The sequence below is a fragment of the Sphingomonas sp. HT-1 genome, from assembly GCF_048568905.1.
Taxonomy (GTDB): domain Bacteria; phylum Pseudomonadota; class Alphaproteobacteria; order Sphingomonadales; family Sphingomonadaceae; genus Sphingomonas.
The window spans coordinates 3,570,274-3,592,357 of the sequence record NZ_CP183770.1 but is presented as its reverse complement, the minus strand read 5'-3'; the positions used below and the strand labels follow the sequence as shown (position 1 = coordinate 3,592,357).

The following is a 22,084-nucleotide window of genomic DNA, read 5'->3' as shown; positions in this document are numbered from 1 at the left end:
GCGTGCCATGGACGGCCAGACGCAGCGCGGGGGCTTCCTTTCGGGGCCCTCGCTGATCCTCGCCGGCGTGGTGCTGGCGTTGACCAACTTCATGGTGGTGCTGGACACCACGATCGCCAACGTCTCGGTGCCGCACATCGCCGGCAGCCTGGGCATCTCGGCGAGCCAGGGCACCTGGATCATCACGTCTTATGCGGTGGCGGAGGCGATCTGCGTGCCGCTCACCGGCTGGCTCGCCGGTCGCTTCGGCGTGGTGCGGGTGTTCATCCTCGGCGTGATCGGCTTCGGCATCTTCTCGGTGCTGTGCGGCCTGTCGACGTCGCTGGGCATGCTGGTCGCCTGCCGCATCGGCCAGGGGCTGTGCGGCGGTCCGCTGATGCCGCTCACCCAGACGCTGCTGCTGCGCATCTTCAAGCCCAGCCAGCATGCCCAGGCGATGGGTCTATGGGCGATGACCACGGTCGTCGCACCGATCCTCGGCCCGATTGCCGGCGGCACGATCAGCGACAACTGGTCGTGGCACTGGATCTTCTTCATCAACATTCCCGTCGCGGCGCTCTGCGCATTCGGTGCGATGCGCCTGCTCACGCGCGCGGAGACGCCCACCGAGAAGCTTTCGGTGGACAAGGGCGGGCTGGGCCTGCTGGTGCTGTGGATCGCCGCACTGCAGATCATGCTCGATCTCGGCCGCGAGCACGACTGGTTCAACAGCGCGAGCATCGTGTGGCTTGGCGTCGTCGCCGCGATCGGCTTCCTCGTCTTCCTCGCCTGGGAGATTACCGCGAAGAACCCGATCGTCGACCTGCGCGTCTTCCGTCACCGAGGCTTCACCGTTTCGGTGCTTTCGTTGTCGTTCGCGTTTGCGACGTTCTTTGCCTCGGCAGTGATCATCCCCCAATGGTTGCAATCGAGCCAAGGCTACACCGCAACTTACGCAGGCTATGCCACTGCCTTTTCCGGCGTGGCGGCGGTGTTCATGTCGCCGGTGGTCGCCAAGCTCTCGAACAAGGTGGATCCGCGCCTGCTGGTGTCGTTCGGCATCCTCTGGCTCGGCCTGTCGTCGCTGCTGCGCGTCTATTGGAACAGCCAGGCCGGGTTCTGGACCTTTGCCTTCCCGCAATTCCTGCAGGGCTTCGGCATGCCCTTCTTCTTCATCCCGCTCACCACGCTCGCTCTGGGTTCGGTGCGGCCGGAGGAAACCGCCTCGGCGGCAGGCGTAATGAGCTTCCTGCGCACCATGGCGGGCGCGATCGGCACGTCGATCTCGACAAGCATCTGGGATGACAGCGCTCGCGTCGCACGCAGCGAGATCGTTTCCCGGATGAACACCGATCCGACGCTGACGACGCTATCGGCGCAAGGTTTTTCGGTAGATCAGGTGCGCAGCGTTGTCGCACGACTGGTCGAGCAGGAAAGCCTGACACTCGCGACCACCCATATTTTTCTGCTGTCGGCGATCATTTTTGTATTCGCTGCCGGGATCATCTGGTTCACGCCGCGTCCGCAGCGTGCGGTCGATCCAAGCGCTGCGCACTAGCTGCAATGTTCCTGCTTGCCGCATCTCAATCTTTACGGATGCGGCAAGCGGCATTGCGAATGACGCAAAAGCTTAACAATACGTCATTCGCGCATTGACAACGATTGTCCCCCAGCTAGCTTCTTCGGAGCAAAGCAAAAAATTTGTGCCGGGGCGGATGTTTGATGGCGCTTTGATCAGATTGGGGTGATCAAATGGCCGACCATCTTCAGCAAGGCATCACCGTGATGCCGCCAAACAGCTTCATGCTGGAAACGACGCCGATCGGCGTCGCAAGTCCGAAAAGCACCAGCGTCTTCTGATGGCCTTGGCGCAACGGACGGTCTCGCTGACCATCAACAGCGCCACAACTTGTTCCGCGTAGTTTGAGACCAGAAGCGGCATCGTGCGCCGTTTCGCTTCGGCTCCACCGCGATAGGATAGCAGCCCCGCACTTGGGCGGCGCGGCGTAGCCGAAGGATCTCCCGTTCGTATGACGATGCCGCTTCCCGGTTGCGGGGGCGGGATGGAAATGTGCGGCGAGCGCTTCGGGCGAGGCCCGTACTGCGTACCCCAGTGTCGATCGAGTCACTCCGAAGCTGCGCGCTTCCGGAGACGCGTCTTTGCGCGCCGACGCGGCCGACACCAACCGACGAGAAGAACCGGAAAAGCAACAACAACAAGAACAAGCGGCAGACACCGGGTCCAGGAGCGAACGAGCGTCAACCAACAGCCTTCGGGGGGCAGGATCGAATGCGATTTCGTGAAACAGGTTCGTTTACGGCATTAGCCATCGCCACGGCGCTTGCCGCCACACCGACTTTTGCCCAGGACAATGCCGCACCGGCGCAAGAAGCCGGCGACATCATCGTCACGGGCACACGCGTCACCGGCCTGCGCGCCGCCGACAGCCCGGCACCCATCCAATTGTTGAGCGCCGCCGAACTTTCCCGGACGGGGCAGCCGGACCTCATCCAGGCGCTTGCCCAGAACCTGCCGAGCGTCCAGGCCCAGGCGTTCGGCAGCGACCTTCAGGCGCACAACCTGCAGATGAAGCTTCGCGGGCTCAGCCCCAACCACACGCTGGTCCTGCTGAACGGCAAGCGTCGTCACGGAACCGCCAATGTTTCGATTGCCGGCGGTCCCTATGGCGGCAGTGCCGCGCCGGACATCAGCTTCATCCTGCCGCTGTCGATCGACCATATCGAAGTGCTGCAGGATGGTGCAGCCGCCCAATATGGCACCGACGCGATCGCCGGCGTCATCAACATCATTCAGAAAAAGGCCGATCATGGCGGCATGATCACGGCGACGGGTGGTCGCTATTTTGATGAAGGCGGCAAGACCTATGCGGTCGCCGGGAATGTCGGCTTCGCGCCGATCGAAAACGCCTTCGTCAACGTGACCGTGGAGAAGAAGCGCAAGGGCTTCAGCTTCCGCGGCGACATCAACCCGCAGGTCTATGGCGACAACGCGGTGGCGCAGCGCTACCTCTCGCTCTACCCGGCGATCCGCACGCTGCCTCATTATCCCTATACCAACCGTATCCTCGGCGATCCCTCGATCAGCCAGACCTCGGTGATGGTGAATGCCGGCTATGATTTCGGCGACTATGAACTCTACGCCTTTGGCAGCTACGGCCATAAATATGCCCGCGCCTATGAGAATGTCCGCACCCCGGACGTGATCGTCAGCGCAGCAGGCGTGCCCTTCTACCCTGCCGGCTTCCAGCCGCTCGAGGCCATTCGCGAGACCGACTATGCGGTCACCACCGGCTTCCGCGGCGCGCTTGGCGCCGGCACGTTCGACATCGCCTCCACCTATGGCGACGACTTTGTCGGGGTCTATGTGCAGAATTCGGGCAACGCCCAGCTGTACCGCGCCACCGGCTTCACCCCCACCGAGTTCCACAATGGCGACTTCAAGGCCAGCCAATGGACCAATACGCTCGACCTGACCTACCCGATCGAACTGGGGCTGTCTGAACCGGCCAACCTGGCCGGCGGGCTGGAATGGCGGCGCGACACCTATGGCATCGTCTCCGGCGACCCCGCCTCCTATTTTGGCGGCGGCGCCCAATCCTTTTTCGGCTACAGCCCCAATGACGCGGGCAACCACAGCCGCACGAACTTCTCGCAATATCTTGATCTCAGCATCAAGCCAGTCGCGGCGTGGCTGATCGACGGCGCTGTCCGCCACGAACATTACAGCGATTTCGGCGACACGACGGTGTTCAAGCTGACCAGCCGCTACGACGTCTCCGAAGCGTTCGCGGTGCGCGGCACCGTTTCCACAGGCTTCCGCGCGCCCACCCTTGCCGAGGGCTTCTACTCGGGCATTAACGTCGCCCCCAGCGGCATTTCCGGCGTGCTGCCCGCCAACTCGGCGGCTGGCGCAGCGCTCGGCTTTGGCGGGCTCAAGCCGGAGAAGTCGACCAACTTCAGCGCAGGCTTCGTCTTCCATCCCGCCAAGCGCCTGAGCGTGACGATCGACGGCTACTGGATCGACATCCGCGATCGCATCCTCATCTCCAGCTCCTTCTACGGCTTTCGTGGGCAATTCTGTCCGCAAGGCTATGCCGGCTCGAACGCCAGCCGCTGCGTCGCCTACAATGCCGACAATTATCTGACCTACAACCAGAGCTCGGTATATAACGCGGTAGCTACCGCACTCGGCGGCTCGATCCCCAGCTATGTGCTGCTCGACGTGAACGGCGAGCGCAACATCGACGGATCGGTAGCGGTGCAGACCTTCGTCAACGGTGCCAAGGTGCGCACGCGCGGTATCGACTTCACCGCGAACTACATGTCCGATTTCGGCGATCTCGGGACCGTCGACTGGTCTCTCACCGCGAATTACAACGAGAACCAGGTACGCAGCATCTCCGGCCTGCCCACCCCGCTCTACGTCAATCGCACCGATCCCAGCCGCTCGGCCCTGATCGACCGCTACAGCCTGGTCCAGCTGGAAAACAGCACGCCCAAGTTCCGCGCCACCTTCGGCGCCTTCTGGACGCGCGGCATCTTCAGCCTCAACCTGCGCGAGAGCTATTACTCCCGCGTCTACGCGCTGGAATCCACGCCCGGCAACAGCCCGCTGCGCGGTGCTGATACGATCGTACCGGTCAACGCTGCCTTCATCACGGATGCCGAACTGACGGTTCAGGTGCTGGAGCCGATCCGGCTATCGATCGGCGCAAACAACCTGTTCAACCACTACCCGACCGAACGGTCTGCGGAGAATATCCGAAACCCGCAGTTGATCGCCGGATCCCGCACCTATTCCAGCAACCTTTATCCCACAATCTCGCCATACGGAATTAACGGCGGGTATTATTACGGCCGCATTACCGTGAAATTCTGATGAGTTATCGGCCGGGACATCCTTCCCGGCCGATTTGTCGCGTTCGAGAACATAAGTTCGGGAGTGATGCATTTGCTATCTTCTTCACAGGACTGGCTGATCCCCATGCTGGGTCTGCTGGCCGCCGGGCTCGCTGCCGGTTTCGCTGGTGGCGTGTTCGGCATTGGCGGCGGCTTCGTCGTCGTGCCCGCCCTTCTCGTCATGCTGCCACTGCTCGGCGGCGCGCAGCATCAATATGCCCATGTCGCAATCGGCACCTCGGCAGCGACGATCATCATTACGTCGATCCGATCGGTGATGAGCCATCATAAGCGCGGATCGGTAGATTTCGATATCCTCAGAACCTGGGCACCCTGGGTGGTATTGGGCGACGCGATCGGCGTGCTGCTCGCCAGCCATGTCGACGGGCATGTGCTGACGCTGGTGTTCGCCAGCGGCGTGCTGCTGATGTCGATCAATTTCCTGGTGCCACGCCTGGGCAACCGGGTGATCAGCGACACGATGCCGATGGGCGTCGCCCGGGTTGCCATCGCCGGCGGGCTTGGCACTTTTTCGTCGCTGTTGGGCATCGGCGGAGGCACGATTGCCATCATGGTGATGACGTTGTGCGGTCGCTCGATCCACCGCGCCGTTGGCACCGCCTCGGGAATCGGAACGCTAATCGCGATCCCCAGCGCCATCGGCTTCGCGATCATCGGGCTGCGGGAGCCCGGCCTGCCCTGGGGCTCGCTCGGCTTCGTCAATCTGCCCGCCACCGTCGCGATCGCTTCGATGTCGATGCTCACCGCCCCGCTCGGGGTCGCGGCCGCCCATGCCTTACAACCAGCCATGCTGAAACGGGTATTCGGCATTTACCTCATCGTGATTTCGCTCGTGATGTTCCACAACGCGCTCAAGTTCTGATGCGTGTCTTCAATCCATTCTGGGAGACCATCCACATGACCATCCTCGAAACGCTCAAGACTTCCGAAGTGCAGGAAGATCTGCACGGCCGTGGCTATTCGCGCCGTGACCTTGGCAAGATCGCCGCGCTGCTCGGCGGCGGTGTCGCGCTCGGCCGGGCCGCGCCAGCCTTGGCCCAGCAATCGGCCAGAGCCGTGGTGGGCGCCGTGCGCATCGGTTCGAACGAATGCTGGACCGGCCCGCTGCCCGCTGGTGCCCAGGCCGCGATGAAGATCGTGATGGAGGGCAATCGCTACGAACCGAACAACGAGCATGAGAAGCTGTTCGCTGCAGTTTCCGCCGTGGAAGGCCTGCCCGCCACGCACATCAAAGCGTGGCCCGGATCGAGCGACCCGCTCAACCGCGCGGCGGTGACGTTCGCCTCGCCCACCCGCGGGATCGTCACGGCGGACCCGACATATGAACAAATCTGGCGCACCGGCGCCTGGTTGGGCGCGAAGGTCACCAAGGCGCCGCTCGGCCCGCAATATCAGCACGACGTGAAGGCAATGCTGGCGGCGGATCCCAATGCCGGGCTCTATTATGTCTGTTCGCCGAACAACCCCACCGGCACGCTGACCCCGATCGAAGACATAATGTGGCTGGCGGAAAACAAGCCGAAGGATGCGGTGCTGATCGTCGATGAGGCCTATATCCACTTCGCGGGCACGCCAAATGCAGCGAAGCTGGTTGCCACGCGCGACGACGTGCTGGTGATGCGCACCTTTTCCAAGCTGTTCGGGATGGCCGGGATGCGGCTGGGCCTCACCTTCGCGGCGCCCTCGCTCCACGAGAAGATGATGCGGTATGACGGGATGCAGGTTACGAACATGCTGCCGATGACGGCGGTTGCATGCGGCACGGCATCGGTGCCGCTCGCAAGCGAGATCAAGGCGCGGCGCGACGAGATGATCGCCGTGCGCGAAAAAGCGATCGCGCATCTCCAGCGCCGCGGGCTGAAGGTGCTGCCGGGCAGCCATGCCAACATGTTCATGGTAGATTGGAACGGCAAGGCGCCGAAGGAAATGATGGCAGCGCTTCTTGCGCAGAAGGTGCAGATCGGGCGTTCCTGGACCGCCTATCCCACGATGTCGCGGGTCACCGTCGGCTCGGCGGAAGACATGCAGAAGTTCACCCTGGCCGTCGACAAGGTGCTGCTCGGCTGATCATTTAGGACTGCGCGATTGCAAGGGGCTGCGCTTTGCTCCCGGCGCAGCCCCTTTTCGCGTATGGAGCAGCCGTGCACGCCATCACTGCTCTACACGCTCCGTCTATCCATGTTCCGGGCCATGCTCCGTCGCGCATGGCCCGGCCGCTGAACAAGAAGGCATCAGAACTCCTTGCTGATCCGCACGCGGGCTTGGCCGACGCGCTCGCCCGCCGCGCCACGCATGCCCACTTCCATGTCGATCATCCAGCGCACGAAGAGGTTCAACCGGCTTCCGATCGTGAACTGATATTGTTCGCGCTGCCAGCCGGTGGTGCGAAGGCGGTATACGGAGTCACCGGTGAAATCCGCATAATCGAGCGCCTGGATCCCCGCGCCGCGGAACTCGTGCAGCCATTCCGCACCAACGCGCGGGCTCACTAGCGCGAAGCCGATGTTGCGAGTGAACTCGACCCGGCCGCCAAGGACCCCGGTGAGCGAACGGATGCCACGCGCGTCGAACCGTAACGAATAGCGGTCGGCCCCGGTTTCGGCATAGGCATCCAGCGTGCCCTGGAGCCATTCCATCCGCCCATAGCCCGACCAGCGCAGTCCGGCGTCCTGACGGTCCACCCCGGCCGAGACCGCGCCGAACGTCATGTCGCCTTCCCGCTTGCCGAGCGCCACAGCACCATTGTCGACAACGTTGCGTCGCGTACGGTAATCGAGCGTGCCGCGACCGATCATCGCATCGATGAACGTGCCGTCGATCGGCGCGAAGCTGCCATAAGCGGCGAGTATTTTGGTTTTGCTCTGCACGCGTGCCGCCTCGCCATCGATGCGGCTCACATCGCTGCCGAAGCCGCCGCCAACACCCAGCGACGCCCACTCGGCAAGCCGCACATCGGCGCCACCCGACAGGCCACCGCTCGAAAGGCTGATCTTGGCCCGTCCCGATCGCCGATCCAGCGTGCCGACTTCGATGGAACCGCCGGTCCACAGCGCGACCGAACCAATCGCACGGCTGCCCGAGCCCGAAGCGTCGTCGGCATCTTCGCCCTCTTCTCCCGTCGCCGCTTCTGCCTTGTCGCCGCTCCGCCGATCGGAATCGCGGGTAACGCGGCCCGGCAGGGCAGGATTGGTAACGGCATCGTCCATGCCACCTGCCCCACGGCCCATCATCATGCGATCGCGATCATTGAGCGACAGGGCCGCATCATTCGCCGTATTGTCGGGTGCTCGCGGCGTAGCGAACACATCCCGCAGGCTCACGGCGATACCGAACGGGTTGGTGGCACCGCCGCCATGGTGGAGCTGTTGCGCCCGCGCCATGAAGTTGGACACCTGTGTCCGTGCAAAGCGGCGCGCCGTTTCCACCTGGGTGTCCGAGATTGCCCGGACAACGGGATCGGCCGACGGATCGGGCCGAGCAGTAACGGTGACCGTCACCTCCGCCGGTGCGGAGTTGCCGAACGCATTTGCCAGGCGATAGCGCACCACCACCACTCCGCCGAAATGCGCCTTGGTGGTCACATCAAGCCGGAAGGTGGGTTCGGCAGCGGTGCCGCCCTGAACCACACGCGCCGTCGCCGCATCGGCGGGCGTGATGCTTTCGATGACGGCGGCGGTGAAGGGTCCGCCGATGGCACCTTCGGTCAGTTCCACCGATACGGTTTGCGCGTCGCCTATGCTGGCGGTTTTCGGCTGCGCCGTCGGAACTTGTCCGGTCACGACAATCTCCACCGTCGCGGGAACCGAGCGGCCGCCCGGGCCCACCGCGACGAACTGGAAACTATCCGTTCCGGAGAAGCCCGGACGAGGCGAATAGATGGCGGTCCATCCCTGCGTCGCCATGACTCTCGCGCCGCCGCCGGTCCGCGTCGCCGCGGCTGCCGCGACTGCGGGCCCCCGCAACGTGAGCGTGCCGTTACGCGGGGGCTCGGCGATTTCCACTTCGGTGAAGTTGCCGGACACGAGGGTCGACAGGTCGATACCGACGCTGGAACCATTCTCCACGGTCGTACCCGCCGCAGCGACGTTGACCGGCTCCGCCGCAGGCGGTGGCGGCATGGCGATCGCTACCGTCACCGTCGCTGGTGCGGAGGTGCCGCCCGGGCCCGTCGCGGTGTATGTAAAGCTATCCTCTCCGAAGCTGCCGGGCGTCGGCACATAGGTGGCCGTGGTGTCGCTGATCGTCACCGTGCCTTTGCTAGGCGCCGTGCCCAGCGCCAGCGCGGTGAAGACCCCCGCAGGCTGCAGCGTGATCGCCTGTCCCGGGCTGTCGAATGCGACATCCGCGCTCAGATTGCCGGCAGTCGGCGCACCCGGCGTGGCAATCGTCAGCGTCACCGTCGCCGGCGCTGAGGTGCCGCCGGGACCGGTTGCCGTGTAGGTAAAGCTATCCGCACCGAAGCTGCCTGCTGTCGGCACATAGGTGGCCGTGCTGCCGCTGATCGTCACCGTGCCCTTGCTGGGCGCGGCGGCCACCGCCAGCGCGGTGAACACGCCCGCCGGCTGCAGGGTTAGCGCCTGACCGGTGCTGTCGAACGCGACGTCCGCGCTCACGTCGCCCGCAGTCGGGGCCGCCGGTGTGGCGATCGTCACCGTCACCGTCGCCGGTGCCGATGTGCCGCCCGGGCCCGTCGCCGTGTAGGTGAACGTGTCCGCCCCGAAACTGCCTGCGGCCGGCACATAGGTAGCCGTGGTGCCGCTGATCGTGACCGTGCCCTTACTCGGCGCCGTGCCGATCGCCACGGCGGTGAAGACTCCGGCGGGCTGCAGCGTAATCGCCTGGCCCGTGCTGCCGAAGACGACATCCACGCTGACGTCCGCGACGGTCGGCGCTGCCGGCGTCTCCACCGTCAACGTCACGGTTGCCGGCGCCGAGGTGCCGCCGGGGCCCGTCGCGGTATAGGTGAAGCTGTCGTTGCCGAAATAGCCGCTGGCAGGCGTGTAGGTCACAATGTCACCCGCGATGGTCGTGGTGCCATGCGATGGACCTGCAGCGACCGCGATCGTCGTATACGCGCCGCCGCTTATGGTCGTGGAAAGGTCGATTGCCGTTCCTGTGCTGGCATATGGAACGATCACGCCTGAGCGACCGCCGGCTACGGGCGCCGCAAGAACGGTGATCGTCTGGCTGATCGAAGCGGCGGCGTTATAATTGGCGTCACCTGCCTGGCCCACAACGACAACGCAGTTGCCCGCACCGGTGAACGTCACGGACGCGCCGCTGATCGCACAGACACCTGCGCTGGCAGCATCGATCGTGTAGGCAGGCACCAAGCCGGCCGACGAGGTTGCGCTGACCGCATAGGCGCCGGCCCCGACGGCGACAGAGCCCGGCGCAGTAGAGGTGAAGCTGAGGCTCTGGTCGCCCTTGGCAATCGTGCCGCTGACGGTGCTGCCGGTCACTGTCACGGCAGGGCTGTCGCCATCGGTGACTGCAATGGCATAGCTGAACGCGCCCGCATTGGTCGGCGTGCCGCTGACCAGCCCGGTGCCGGCGTCCAAGCTGGTGCCTGCCGGCAGTGCGCCCGATACGAGCACGAAGCTGTACGGCGGAACACCGCCGGTGGCCGTGTTGCTCTGCGTGAACGCGGTGCCGACCTGCGCCGTGCCAGACGCGCCTGGCGTGATCGCCAGCGTCGGTGGCCGGACCGTGAAGCTACGCGTCACCGCGGGCGCAGCGTTCCACACGCCATCGCCCGCCTGATTGGCCACGACCGTGCAGAGCCCCTCCGCCGCCAACGTCAGCGTATTGCCCGAGACAGCGCAAATCGACGCGGTGTTGCTGACAAAGCTGACCGGCAGTCCGGAGGTCGCGGTGGCACTGAGCGCCACCGTCGATGTCGTAATCGCCACGTCGGGAAGCACGGCGAAGCTGATCGTCTGATCGGCGCGGTTCACCGTGAAGCTCTGCTGTACCCGGACAGCGGGGCTGTAGTTGGTATCGCCTGCCTGATCGGCATTGATCACGCACGTGCCCGTGCCGATGAAACTCACCGCGGCGCCAGAGATCGTACAGATCGTGTTGCTCGACGCATCGATGGTAAAGGCCACCGCCAGCCCGGACGTTGCCGTGGCGGTCGGCGTATAGGTCGCTCCACCCACCGCCGCCGCCGTCGGGGCCGTCGATGTGAAGCTGATCGTCTGGCTGCCTTGCCCGACGGCGAAGCTCTGCTGCACCTGAACGGCCGGCCCGTAGCTGCTGTTGCCCGCCTGATTGGCGTTGACCCGGCAGGTGCCTGCGCCCGTAAAGCTCACCGTGGTGCCAGAGATCGTACAGACCGTGTTGCTCGACGCATCGATGGTGAAGGCCACAGCCAGCCCGGACGTTGCCGTGGCCGTCGGCGTGTAGGTCGCTCCACCCACCGCCGCCGCCGTCGGGGCCGTCGATGTAAAGCTGATCGTCTGGCTGCCCGGCCCGACGGCGAAGCTCTGCTGTATCTGCGGCGCAGGATCGTAGCTGGCATTGCCCGCTTGGTTGGCGTTGATCGTGCACGTACCGACACCCGTGAAGCTCACGGTGCTGCCCGCCATTGTGCACACCCCGCTGCTGGATGCGTCTATCGTCAGAGCAACTGTGAGCCCGGACGAAGCGAGCGCAACCGGTGTATAGGTTGCGCCACCCACCACCGCCGCCGACGGCGCCGTCGATGTGAAGAGCATATACTGCGCGCGATCCGAATTGACCCTGAGCCGCAGCGTTCTGACCAGCGTCTGCGAAATCGCATCGGTCACGGTGATCGTGAAGTCGGTGGCAGCGAGCACGGATGTGGGCGTGCCGCTCAGTGCGCCCGTCGAAGTGTCGAAGGATACGCCGGTCGGCAGCGTAGCGCCGCTGATCGCGAACGTGTACGGGGTCTTGCCATTTGACGGGAGCACCGGCCGAAGTGCGCTGAAGGTTGACGTATTGGCGGTAGCCGTGATCGACGTTATCGGCTGCGTCGCGGTGAGTTCGCTGTACGCGGTGAACGTTCGCGTGACGGAATCGCTCGATGTGTTGCCCACTGCGTCGGTTGCTCGTGCCTTCACGGTGCGAGAGCCGGCCGTCAGTCCGGAGAGCGTGTAGGTCCAGTTGCCACTGCCGTCCGCAGTCACGGTTCCATCGGCGCTCCCGTCCAGATAGACCGTTATCGTGGCATTCGCTTCACCCACACCGCTTACCGTTCGGTTCGTCACCACACGTTCCGAACCACCACTGGGGTTCGTAACCACCGGCGCGTTTGGTGCCGTCGCATCTACCGTCCAGCTGTAGTTCACTGAAGCGCTGGTACCCCCTGCACTCGTCGCGCGCACTTGGAACGTGTGGTTGCCATCGGCCAGGCCTGCATAGGTCACCGGGCTGGAGCAGTTGGTGAAGGCGCCACCATCCAGGGAACATTGCGCCGTGCCGCTAGCCAGGGTGAATTGGAAGGTAGCGTTCGCGCTGTTCGTGGTTGCCGTGGGCGTGGCGGTCAAGGTCGGCGTGGTGGGCACGCCCGCAAAGGTGAACTGGCTCGATGCACCCGTGGCGCTGGTACCGCTGGGGGTGGTGACGGTTACATCCACCGTGCCCGCGCTGGCGGCAGGGGCGGTCGCGGTGATCTGCGTGGCGCTGTCCACCGTAAACCCTGCAGCCGCCGTTCCCCCGAAACTGACGGCGGTGGCGCCGGCAAGGCCGGTGCCGGTGATCACCACGGTCGTGCCACCCGCAATGGGTCCGCTGGTCGGCGATAGGGCGGTGATCGCCGGAAGAACGACCAGGTTATTGGTCATGCTGAAGTTGGTCGAGGCACTTCCGGCGGTTGCGGTCACCGAATAGCTGCCGCCAGACCCGTTCGCGGTGAAGATGCCGGCGCTGGCCACCCCCGAACCATCGGTGTTGACGGTGATGCTGTTGCTGTTGTTCGAAAAGGTGCCGCTGGCGCCGGAGGCCGGTGCGGTGAACGTCACCGGCGTGTTGGCGATCACGGCGTTGGACGCGTCCAGCACGGTTACGCTCAAGGGCGTGGCGAACGCGGCGCCGGTGGACGCGGTCTGATTGTTCCCGCCGCTTAGTGTTACGGTTGTCGGCGTCTGGACCGCAGCGATCGTCGTCGGGTCGCTGGCGCTGGCCGAACTTCCGGCATTGCCGCCCGATAGGGTGACACTGGGCGTAACGCTCGCCGCCGCATTGCTCGCGATGTCGTACCGCAAGGTTAGCGGATTGCCGCTGGCGCCGTTGGCAATCGTATTCGAATAGATGCAGCGAGAGGAAGTGCAACTCCAGCCAGAACCGGAGCCGCTATTGTAGGTCATCCCGGTCGGCTGCGTGAACTGCAGCGTCAGGTTGGTGCCGGTGTTCGCGCCGCTGGCGCTGGGCGTGATCGTGTAATCGACCGTGCCGCCCTGCTGCGGCGTCCCGGAGTGCGTCATGGTAACGCCCAGGGACAGGCCGGAATCGATGTAAGGTATGCAAGTGACAGTAGCGGTCGTCAGGCTTCCGGACGTCGTGCCAAGGTGGTCGACCGCCATGCCGATCCCCTGCAATCCGCTCGGCACGTTATAGTAGCCGGTATAGGTGCCGGTACTGGTCGGGTCCGGGGTGACCCGTGCGCCGGTGGGCGCGCCAACGAAGGTGTTGTTGATCCGGAAGCGAATGCGCATGCCGCCGGTACCACTGTACTCGCTGACCACGGCCGTGAATTCGAGCCTGTCTCCAACGGTAAAGGGGCGCGTGCCGGGAACAAGGTTCGGTCCGGTCGTGTCCGTATACCCGTCCACGGCGCCGATCATCGACAAAGCGACCGAGTTCGTGGCGTTTCGGGACGTAGTCTCTGGCTGACGCGGGTCGCCGGCGACGATCCTTGCAGTGAAATTGATCAAGCCGTCATTGACAGCCATGCACCCGCTACTTTGCGCTTGTGCCGATCCGGGAAGCAGAAACGTCGCCGCCATTGTCGCTGCAACAACAGCATGGGCCATGTGCCCTGTGCGGTACACAATGGCTCCAAGCACCCCCGAACACCCCATCACTTTCATACATCCCCCTCACGAACACGCCAGCCCAAGGCGGTTCATGCACAGATCGCTGACCTTTCATGCGACCCAGATTCTTCTTTTTTATATACCCGACTCGGATCCGATACTGCAAATCGGATCAAATTTCACGACTTTCCCGCAATCGCACAACTGTTTCGCGGGCGATACAAATATGTTGTAAATTCGATATTTTACACGTTAAATAGGCATTAACGATAACGACGGTTGTCGTTTTACAACCGAGTCCGTGCAATTTCCCTTTTCTGGATATTGCTTACGCCGCTACTGTATCTTGAATAAGAGGCAATCAACAGCAAGGAGGGTGGAGATGGATCCGTTTATAGGCCAGATCATGCAAGTCGGATTCCGGTACGCACCAGTCAATTGGCTGCTCTGCAACGGCACCGTGATGCAAGTGAACCAGAACCAGGCGCTCTTCGCCCTGCTGGGAAACACGTTCGGAGGCAACGGCCAGACGACATTCGCGCTGCCGGACGCGCGAGGGCGCGTGTTCCTGGGCACGGGATCGGGACCCGGACTTACGCCTCGCAACCCAGGCGCGAATGGCGGGCTGGAGCAGGCTTCACTCTCCGTCCAGCAATTGCCGGTTCATAACCACACCGCCACCTTTTCGCAGACAACGTCCGCCGCCTTCAGCGGCCAACTGACTGCCTTGTCCGGCCTTGACAACGCCACGGAAGTTGCGGCGCCTGAGAACGGTGCCTTCTTGGGTACCATCTCCGATCCCGATACCAGCCCAAAATTCTACGTCCCCGCAAGCCATGCCAACGATCCGGGGGTGACGGCCGTCAACCTGGCTGGTGTCTCCGGCCAAGTCGGTAGTATTTCCGGCGGCGTAGTGGTCAATAACGCCGGGGCCAGCGCGCCGGTATCGATGATGCAGCCGTTCCTCGCAGTCACCACGATCATCGCCGCCGTCGGCGTTTGGCCGGAGCAGCCCTGACAGCCTCCATCAAACCGCGATGGCAAGCCAAGTCGCCGGGAGGTTCATCCTCCCGGCAAAGGCCACGACGCCGACCACCGGCTAAGGAGATGGTGCTGCAATACCATATGACCGGTGTGCCGCAGGCAGGCGGCAGCCCGGCCCTATCTAGGGGCAACACCGCCTCCGCGAACGCGGACGATCAGGTGAAGATCGCCTGATAGCGTCGGGTCTGCTGCCTGGGCAGGATCTGGGTTATGTGGATCAGATAAGGTCCACCGCGTCCGCAATCGCATTCGTAGCTGTCGTCAAGCAAAACTACACTCCACGGCGCTTCGAATATCAGTTCGAAAGGCTCGCGGAAATCGGCGCCGATAATCGGCTTCAGCCGCTGAACGCACGCCAGCAGAATTTCCACCGGATGCGGCGCAGTATTCACGCGCACCTTCTTGCCGACCCAAGGCTCGAAATCCTCTGGCGTCATCAACCGCATCACATGCCTTCTCCGAAACCCTCTCTTCTTCTGCCGCAGCACTGCACAATACGAAAGAGACGTTTTGCAGCGAGACGAGACTTGATATCCTCGCCGAACATGATGGGCGCCCTTCCCCCATTTGCTGGGACTGCGCGGCTACGTGCCGTCTTGCGGCAGGACGAGCCCTTTCTCCTGCGCCTCTACCACTCGGTGCGGGCGCCGGAACTGCTGCTGCTGCCATGGAGCGAGGCGGAGAAGCGCGCCTTCGTCGCCGATCAGTTCCGGCTACAGCAGGCGCATTACCGCAAGAACTGCCCCGGCGCAGCATACTGGATTGTCGAGGACATGAACGGGTGCGCGATCGGCCGCCTCTCGCTCGATCGTACCGGCGCTGAGTGGCGGTTGATCGAACTTGCCTTGCTGCCGGAAGCGCGCAGTCGCGGCATCGGCACGCAGTTGATCGGTTGGGTCCAGCAGGCGGCGCGAACCGCCGATGCAGAGGCGGTAACCCTGCATGTCGAGGTCACCAATCAGTCGGCCTGCCGCCTTTATCGGCGTCTGGGCTTCATGGAGGCGCCGTCGCAGTTCGCAACGCACCGGTTTTTGCGCTGGACCGGCTAGCCGCGGGTGAGGCAGCGCCCAGATGTCAGGCGATCCACCCCAAAAAGGCTGCACCTTCCCCACTCGGATCGAGCCGGAGGTCCCCGCCATGCGCCAGGAAGATCTGGCGGGCGAGCGCCAGTCCAACGCCTGTACCTTGCGGTTTGGTGGTGAAGAATGGCCGGAAAATCGCGTCTCGGTCCGCGGCGTCGATGCCGGGGCCGTTGTCCGCCACGCGAACCAGCGTTTCGCCTGCACCCATGTCGATCCTCAACGAAACCGCGCCGCCCGCCCGATCGTCCACGGCTTCGGCGGCATTCTGCAGCAGCGCCCATAGCGCTGCGTTCAACTGATCGGGATCGGCATGCAGCGGCAACGCGTCCCGCACCTCAAGCTGGAGCGATATGCCAGGCCAGCGCGTGGCGAACAGCCGCGCCATATCCTCCCCGAGTTCGCGCGCCGACATTTGCTGCCGCACCGGCGCCGGCAGCCTTGCCAGCGCGCGATAGGATTCGCCGAAGCGCTGTAGCCCGGCCGCGCGACGCGCCACCGTGCCGACCGCCTCACGCAGTGCGGGCAGCGGCGGGGCGGCATCTTCCAGCATGTCCGCGGCCGTGCGGCTCAGCGAGGCGATCGGCGTCAGCGCGTTGACGATTTCGTGGCTCAGGACCTGCACCAGATCGCGTAAGGTCGCTGCTTCCGCCGCCTTCAACTCGGCGTCGATGTCGATCAGTGCGGCCAGCCGGCTCTGCGCGCCGCCGAGCGCGAAATCGCTGGTGGCTAGGGCATAACTCCGCCCGGCGATCACGACCGTCGCCGCGCGCGTCGTGCCGTCGGCGGCGATGGCCTGGATAAGCGAGGGCGGCGGATCGGCGACGAAATCGGCGGCCCCGAAAAGCCGCCGGGCAGCGCGATTGATCGCGTGCAGCCGTCCACCGCCATCCAGGGTAACGAATGGCGCCGGCGATACGTCCAGCAACGCCGTGAGGCGTCGTTCGCCTTGGCCGGGCGGCGGCACCGGCGCAGCCTGCGGCGGCGGCGACGGGCGAGGCTGGCGCGCATGGACCACGGCCATCGCCACGCCCCACAGGCCCGCGAGCGATGCCACCAGCGCGCTGGCGTACAGCCCCGCCTGCCATGCCAGCGCCAAGCCAGCCCCCGCCGCCAGCAGCAACAGGCCGCGGAACAGTGCGGTGAAGGCACTAGAGCCCATATTTGGCCATCCGGCGATACAGCGCCGCACGAGTCAGCCCGAGTTCGGCCGCTGCCCGACTGACGTTGAACGCATGCCGCTTCAGCGCCGCAGCTACCAGCGCGGATTCGCTGCGGTGCAGGTTCAGATCCGCGCGAATCGCGCGCGGCTCGGTCGAATCCGCGGCCAATGCCAGGCCCAGCGCGGCAACGTCGATGGCGTCCCCGCCGCCCAGCAACACCGCCCGCTCGATCGTCTGGCGCAGCCCGTGAACGCCATCTGGCCAGCTATCCGCAGCGATGGCGCGCATCGCTTCGTCGGTTAGCGTCCGGAGCGGCTGGGCGTGACGGCCGGCGAACAGAGCCAGGAAATGGCGCGCCAGCAACACGGCGTCATCGTCACGGCCCGCGAGGGGCGGCAGCGTGATCTCCACGGTGTTCAGGCGGTACCGCAGGTCACTTGCCAAGACACTCCGCAGCGCGTCCCGGCCCAGCCTGCTCGTGGCAAGAACGCGAACGGCCCCCAACTTTCGCGCCAGTTCCGGCTGCAGCGCGGGCGCGAGCTCGTCCACGCTCTCGATCAACAGCGTCGCATCGGTGGCTGCATGCACGCGCGCTTCGATCGTCGCCAGATCCGCGCCGGCGGCATCGAGAACAACCAACGGCCGCTCCGCCCTGGCGGAGGCACGGTGGAGCAATCGCGCGGCCAGCGTCTTGCCGCTGCCGGGGGGACCGCTGATCGATACTGCGGCGTCGGTTGGCCCAACCCGCGCGATCAGGCGCCGCGCGGCATCGATCGGCGGCGCTTCGCCGAGCAGCAACAGCGCCTCCTCGCCCGCCGGTGCAGGTGCTGCCGCCAAGCGGGCATGGCGGAGCGCCACCGCCCGCTCGACGGTGGCGAGCAGGCGCTCGTTGCTCCATGGCTTGATCACGAAATCGCTCGCCCCGCCGCGCATCGCCTTCACCGCCACGGCGATCCCGCTATGCCCGGTGACGACCACCACCACAGCGTTACGATCCGCGGCAAGTAGTCGATCAAGTATCCGAAAGCCTTCCTCCCCGTTCGTCCGCCCACGAGCGAAATTCAGATCGAGCAGGATCGCATCCACCGGCCCCTCTGCGAGCCGTACCCAGGCTTGGTCGGGATCTGCCGCGGCACGCACGCGCATGCCGTTCCGCTCGAGCAGCAGCGTCGCTGCGTGAAGGATGTCCGGATCGTCATCAATGACCAGAAGGATTGGCGATTCGGATCGCATAGACTTGACCGCTCCGGGCGAGTGTTCGGAATCGAACACTAGCTTGAACACTGTTCGCTCGTTGCGCCAACGCCTTCTGATAATCGTAAAGATCTCAGTACTTTAGCTGAAAATTCCTGACTCCTGTACGCTGGCGAACATGGACGCGACTTCCCTAGCGAACAGCGGTGCCGCGATGGACCGGCGGATCGAGCGCCCGCATGCTAAACGGCTGAAGCTGGCGCTGCGGATCGGCCTGGGCCTTGCCGCGCTCGCTGCCCTGCTGGTGCTCTGGTGGGTCCTGCCCGGTTCCGGGAGCCTGGCCGTCGAGGCATCGACCATCCGCAGCGCACTCGTCGCCCGCGCCGCCTTTGCCGATTATGTGCCGTTGCGTGCGCAGGTCGCCCCGCTGCAGACCGTATACGTAACGGCGATCAACGGCGGCCAAGTCGAGGCGCTGATCGCCAGTGACGGTCAGTCGGTGGCGGCGGGCGCGCCGCTCGCGCGGCTGGCTAATCCGGATCTGGCGCTCGACGTCGCCAGCCGTTCGGCCAATATCGCCGGGCAGCTCAGTTCGATCAGCGGCCAACGTCTGTCGATCCAGCAGAGCCGGGAGGAGACCGGACGCGACATCGCTTCCGCCCGCAACGAGCTTGCCAAGGCGGAAATGCTGCTGCGCCAGAAGGAAACCCTATTCGACAAGCAGATCGTCACCGTCGCCGCCGTAGCCCCCTTGCGCGAAGAGGTTGCCTATCAGCGCGCGCCTCGCCGCGCTCACCCGCAGTGCCGCCGAGGCCGACCGGATGCTGGCCGATCAGTCCGCCGGCGTCTACGCCACCGCCGGAGAGTTGCGCGACAGCCTAGCGATGACGCGGGCCGGTCTTGCCGCCCTGATGGTCCGCGCGCCGGTCGCCGGACGGTTAACGGCCTTCACGCTGCTACCGGGCCAGATGGTGAAGCCGGGCGACGCCGTGGGCCAGGTCGATTCCGAACGCGCATGGAAGCTGATTGCGGATGTCGACCAATTCTACCTCGGCCGCGTACGCGCCGGGCTGAAGGCGGTGGCAGATATCGACGGAAGTGGTGTGCCGCTGACCTTCCTCAAGGTGCTGCCGCAGGTGACCGAGGGGCGATTCCGCGTCGAACTTGCCTTTGACGGCGCAGCGCTCACCGGCCTCAACCGGGGCCAGACGCTTGACGTGCGACTGACGCTGGGCGCCGACCGCCCCGCGGTGGTGGCGCCGGCGGGGGGCTGGCTGGATGCCGGCGGCACCGTCGCCTTCGTGCTAACCGGCGAGAACCGCGCCGTGCGGCGGGCGATCACCACCGGCCGCCGCAACCCGGACCAGGTGGAAGTCACCAGCGGCCTTGCGCCCGGAGACCGCATCGTGACCAGCCCGCTTGCCGCCTACACCCCGTACCAGACCCTGCTCCTCCGATAGGAAACCCGCCATGATCCAGCTGAAAGCCATCGATCGCCGCTATCGCTCCGACGAAGTCGAGACGACCGCCCTTGCCGACATCGACCTGACGGTCGAGGCCGGCGAGTTTGTCGCGATCATGGGGCCATCGGGCTGCGGCAAATCGACCTTGCTCAACATCCTCGGCACGATCGATCGGCCGACCAGCGGCGCCTATTTATTCGAGGGGGAGGATGTGGCCCGTGCGCCCGAAGCGCAGCTGGCGAAGCTGCGCCGCGATCGGCTCGGCTTCGTGTTCCAAAGCTTCAACCTGATCGATGAATTGACCATCGCCGAAAATGTCGCGCTGGCGCTGGCCTATCGCACAATGCCGGCGCGTGAAAAGCGGGAACGGGTGGATGCAGCGATGGACCGGGTGGGCATCGCGCACCGCCGAAACCATCATCCGCACCAACTGTCCGGCGGCCAGCAGCAGCGTGCCGCCATCGCACGCGCGATCGTCGGCGAACCGAAGCTGATCCTGGCGGACGAACCGACGGGCAATCTCGATACCGAAAACGGCGCGCAGGTGATGGAAATCCTGACCGGGCTCAACGCCGATGGCGCCACGATCGTGATGGTCACCCATTCGCCCGCCCATGCCGATATCGCCCGGCGCACGGTGCACATGCTGGACGGAAGGATCCTCTCTGCGGTGCGGCGGGCAGCGTGAAGCTGGATCGTGCGCTGACGGTGCTCGTGCTGCTGCTCCTGGCCGGCACCCTGCTGCGCCACCTCTCCGACACCCGCCAACCGGAAGGGATGCCATGACGTCCGTGTTTACGAGCTTCTACCGCTCACTCACCCGCGACAAGCTCTATGCCGCGCTCACCATCGGCGGGTTGGCGGTGGGGATGGCGACGTTTCTGGTGTTGGCCCTGTACGTGCGCTTCGAGACCAGTTTCGAACGCTGGGTACCGCGTTACGATCAGGTGTATCGAGTGGACACGGCCATCCAGTTCCCGGGCAGCCCGGTCAATGGCGCTTATCCGGCAACCATGCCGGGCCTGCTGGAAATGATGCGGGACGATTTTCCCGGCCTGATCGGCACGCGGATCCGTGGGGGTGAACGCGGCGGCGCAGTGCTGCGCGGCGCGATTGCCGCAACCGAGGATGTCGCGCAGGTCGATCCGAGCTTCTTCGACGTCTTTGCGCTGCCGATGGTGCAAGGCGCCGACGCCCGAGTCCTTGCCGATCCCAGTGCAGCGCTGCTCAGCCGATCGGCGGCGCGACGCTATTTCGGCAGCGCGGATCCGATCGGGCAGACGATTACCGTCAGCATGGACGCTCCCGCCAACTATCGCGTCGCTGGCGTCTTCGAGGATCTGCCGACGAACAGCGAGTTGCGGCTCGCCATCCTGATCCCGATCCCGAAAAAGCCGCCCCCGGCCGAATGGGCGTGGTACAAATGGGGCACCGCGTCGCTGACGACCTGGCTGCGATTCGAGACGCCGGAGGCCGCGCGTGCCTTCGCCGCCAAGATACCGGCCTTCATCGATCGCCGCGCCAAGGGCGATTTCGGACCGGGCGCATCGAAATGGCTTTCCCAGCCGCTCGTTCCACTCGCCGATACGCATCTGAAGCCGATGGGCGCCGAAAGCGCCAGCCGCCAGCTGATGGTGACCACGCTCGGCACGATTGGGCTGCTCACGCTGCTGATCGGCATCGTCAATTATGTGAATCTCGCCACCGCCCGCGCCGGCCTGCGCGCCCGTGAGGTGGCAATGCGCAAGGTGCTGGGCGCCAGCCGAGCTGCGCTGATAGGCCAGTTCCTCGGCGAGGCGATCGCCACGGTCGTCCTTGCCGCGCTGCTCGGCCTCACGCTGGCGGAAGTGGGGCTGCCGCTGGTCAACGCCGCGGGCGGCACCGCGCTTGCCATCCCCTATGGCTGGGCGTTGCCGCTGCTCGGGGGCGTCACGCTGGTCGTCGGACTCGCCGCTGGCCTCTACCCTGCGCTCGTCCTGTCGCGCTTTCCAGCCGCCGCCGTGCTCGCTTCTGCCCGCACGCCCGGCGGCGGGAAGGCAGGCGCGCGGCTGCGCGAGGCTCTGGTCGTGCTGCAGTTCGGCCTCGCCATTGCCTTCCTGATCGGCACCGTCGTGATGGCCGTGCAGATGCGCCATTTGCGGGAGACGGATCTGGGCTTCCGCCGCGAAGGGCTGATCACCATCTCCTCGCTCGCCGACCCCAAGATCGGCCAGGACTAGGCC

14 protein-coding genes are annotated in these 22,084 nt (G+C 65.0%); 9 read left to right on the top strand and 5 right to left on the bottom strand.

The annotated features are described in order from the left end of the window. Positions 1-7 precede the first annotated feature (7 nt). The 4 genes from ACNFJ7_RS16990 to ACNFJ7_RS16975 all read left to right on the top strand — a co-directional run bounded on the left by ACNFJ7_RS16990 (position 8) and on the right by ACNFJ7_RS16975 (position 6,987). Positions 8-1,537: a DHA2 family efflux MFS transporter permease subunit gene (locus ACNFJ7_RS16990; protein WP_019368538.1), complete on the top strand. Its 1,530-nt coding sequence runs from the start codon at positions 8-10 to the stop codon at positions 1,535-1,537. A gap of 732 nt (positions 1,538-2,269) precedes the next feature. Beyond that, complete coding sequence (locus ACNFJ7_RS16985; protein ID WP_019368536.1) at positions 2,270-4,879, top strand: TonB-dependent receptor plug domain-containing protein; 2,610 nt, start codon at positions 2,270-2,272, stop codon at positions 4,877-4,879. Positions 4,880-4,945: 66 nt separating this feature from the next. Continuing rightward, complete coding sequence (locus ACNFJ7_RS16980; RefSeq protein ID WP_026008955.1) at positions 4,946-5,782, top strand: sulfite exporter TauE/SafE family protein; 837 nt, start codon at positions 4,946-4,948, stop codon at positions 5,780-5,782. A gap of 35 nt (positions 5,783-5,817) precedes the next feature. After that, positions 5,818-6,987 (top strand): pyridoxal phosphate-dependent aminotransferase, encoded by a 1,170-nt coding sequence (locus ACNFJ7_RS16975; RefSeq protein WP_037513147.1) that lies wholly within the window; start codon positions 5,818-5,820, stop codon positions 6,985-6,987. A gap of 164 nt (positions 6,988-7,151) precedes the next feature. Here the strand turns inward: ACNFJ7_RS16975 and ACNFJ7_RS16970 are convergent, their stop codons facing one another. Then, positions 7,152-13,835 (bottom strand): autotransporter domain-containing protein, encoded by a 6,684-nt coding sequence (locus ACNFJ7_RS16970; RefSeq protein WP_160327942.1) that lies wholly within the window; start codon positions 13,833-13,835, stop codon positions 7,152-7,154. A 466-nt stretch (positions 13,836-14,301) separates the two neighbouring features. On the opposite strand from ACNFJ7_RS16970, the gene ACNFJ7_RS16965 reads away from it, so the two are divergent. After that, positions 14,302-14,937 carry a phage tail protein gene (locus ACNFJ7_RS16965; protein ID WP_019368532.1) on the top strand — a complete coding sequence of 212 codons (636 nt, stop codon included), beginning with the start codon at positions 14,302-14,304 and terminating at the stop codon, positions 14,935-14,937. A 181-nt stretch (positions 14,938-15,118) separates the two neighbouring features. Here ACNFJ7_RS16965 and ACNFJ7_RS16960 read toward each other — a convergent pair whose 3' ends face one another. Beyond that, on the bottom strand, positions 15,119-15,409 hold the full coding sequence (locus ACNFJ7_RS16960; RefSeq protein WP_019368531.1) for a DUF6916 family protein: 291 nt from the start codon (positions 15,407-15,409) through the stop codon (positions 15,119-15,121). A gap of 99 nt (positions 15,410-15,508) precedes the next feature. On the opposite strand from ACNFJ7_RS16960, the gene ACNFJ7_RS16955 reads away from it, so the two are divergent. Further along, positions 15,509-16,012, top strand: coding sequence for a GNAT family N-acetyltransferase (locus tag ACNFJ7_RS16955; RefSeq protein ID WP_050990133.1), 504 nt, complete (start codon positions 15,509-15,511; stop codon positions 16,010-16,012). Positions 16,013-16,037: 25 nt separating this feature from the next. On the opposite strand, the gene ACNFJ7_RS16950 is transcribed toward ACNFJ7_RS16955, so the two are convergent. The 3 genes from ACNFJ7_RS16950 to ACNFJ7_RS16940 form a co-directional block, all read right to left on the bottom strand. Then, positions 16,038-17,204: a sensor histidine kinase gene (locus ACNFJ7_RS16950; protein ID WP_019368529.1), complete on the bottom strand. Its 1,167-nt coding sequence runs from the start codon at positions 17,202-17,204 to the stop codon at positions 16,038-16,040. Continuing rightward, positions 17,194-18,438, bottom strand: a complete 1,245-nt coding sequence (locus tag ACNFJ7_RS16945; RefSeq protein WP_019368528.1) for a sigma-54-dependent transcriptional regulator — start codon at positions 18,436-18,438, stop codon at positions 17,194-17,196. The genes ACNFJ7_RS16950 and ACNFJ7_RS16945 overlap by 11 nt, the downstream gene beginning before the upstream one ends. 154 nt (positions 18,439-18,592) lie before the next feature. Beyond that, on the bottom strand, positions 18,593-19,006 hold the full coding sequence (locus tag ACNFJ7_RS16940; protein ID WP_019368527.1) for a hypothetical protein: 414 nt from the start codon (positions 19,004-19,006) through the stop codon (positions 18,593-18,595). A 157-nt stretch (positions 19,007-19,163) separates the two neighbouring features. On the opposite strand from ACNFJ7_RS16940, the gene ACNFJ7_RS16935 reads away from it, so the two are divergent. The 3 genes from ACNFJ7_RS16935 (at position 19,164) to ACNFJ7_RS16925 (ending at position 22,081) form a co-directional block, all read left to right on the top strand. Beyond that, a complete protein-coding gene (locus ACNFJ7_RS16935; protein ID WP_019368526.1) occupies positions 19,164-19,859 on the top strand; it encodes an efflux RND transporter periplasmic adaptor subunit in 696 nt (231 codons plus the stop codon). A 10-nt stretch (positions 19,860-19,869) separates the two neighbouring features. After that, positions 19,870-20,550: an ABC transporter ATP-binding protein gene (locus ACNFJ7_RS16930; RefSeq protein ID WP_019368525.1), complete on the top strand. Its 681-nt coding sequence runs from the start codon at positions 19,870-19,872 to the stop codon at positions 20,548-20,550. 94 nt (positions 20,551-20,644) lie between these two features. After that, a complete protein-coding gene (locus ACNFJ7_RS16925; protein ID WP_019368523.1) occupies positions 20,645-22,081 on the top strand; it encodes an ABC transporter permease in 1,437 nt (478 codons plus the stop codon). Positions 22,082-22,084: the final 3 nt, after the last annotated feature.

What these genes read in the sequence shown, in the direction of transcription:
- ACNFJ7_RS16990 (WP_019368538.1), top strand. Translation starts at nt 8, where the DNA reads ATGGACGGCCAGACGCAGCGCGGGGGCTTCCTTTCGGGGCCCTCGCTG.
- ACNFJ7_RS16985 (WP_019368536.1), top strand. Translation starts at nt 2,270, where the DNA reads ATGCGATTTCGTGAAACAGGTTCGTTTACGGCATTAGCCATCGCCACG.
- ACNFJ7_RS16980 (WP_026008955.1), top strand. Translation starts at nt 4,946, where the DNA reads ATGCATTTGCTATCTTCTTCACAGGACTGGCTGATCCCCATGCTGGGT.
- ACNFJ7_RS16975 (WP_037513147.1), top strand. Translation starts at nt 5,818, where the DNA reads ATGACCATCCTCGAAACGCTCAAGACTTCCGAAGTGCAGGAAGATCTG.
- ACNFJ7_RS16970 (WP_160327942.1), bottom strand. Translation starts at nt 13,835, where the DNA reads ATGGCTGTCAATGACGGCTTGATCAATTTCACTGCAAGGATCGTCGCC.
- ACNFJ7_RS16965 (WP_019368532.1), top strand. Translation starts at nt 14,302, where the DNA reads ATGGATCCGTTTATAGGCCAGATCATGCAAGTCGGATTCCGGTACGCA.
- ACNFJ7_RS16960 (WP_019368531.1), bottom strand. Translation starts at nt 15,409, where the DNA reads ATGCGGTTGATGACGCCAGAGGATTTCGAGCCTTGGGTCGGCAAGAAG.
- ACNFJ7_RS16955 (WP_050990133.1), top strand. Translation starts at nt 15,509, where the DNA reads ATGATGGGCGCCCTTCCCCCATTTGCTGGGACTGCGCGGCTACGTGCC.
- ACNFJ7_RS16950 (WP_019368529.1), bottom strand. Translation starts at nt 17,204, where the DNA reads ATGGGCTCTAGTGCCTTCACCGCACTGTTCCGCGGCCTGTTGCTGCTG.
- ACNFJ7_RS16945 (WP_019368528.1), bottom strand. Translation starts at nt 18,438, where the DNA reads ATGCGATCCGAATCGCCAATCCTTCTGGTCATTGATGACGATCCGGAC.
- ACNFJ7_RS16930 (WP_019368525.1), top strand. Translation starts at nt 19,870, where the DNA reads ATGATCCAGCTGAAAGCCATCGATCGCCGCTATCGCTCCGACGAAGTC.
- ACNFJ7_RS16925 (WP_019368523.1), top strand. Translation starts at nt 20,645, where the DNA reads ATGACGTCCGTGTTTACGAGCTTCTACCGCTCACTCACCCGCGACAAG.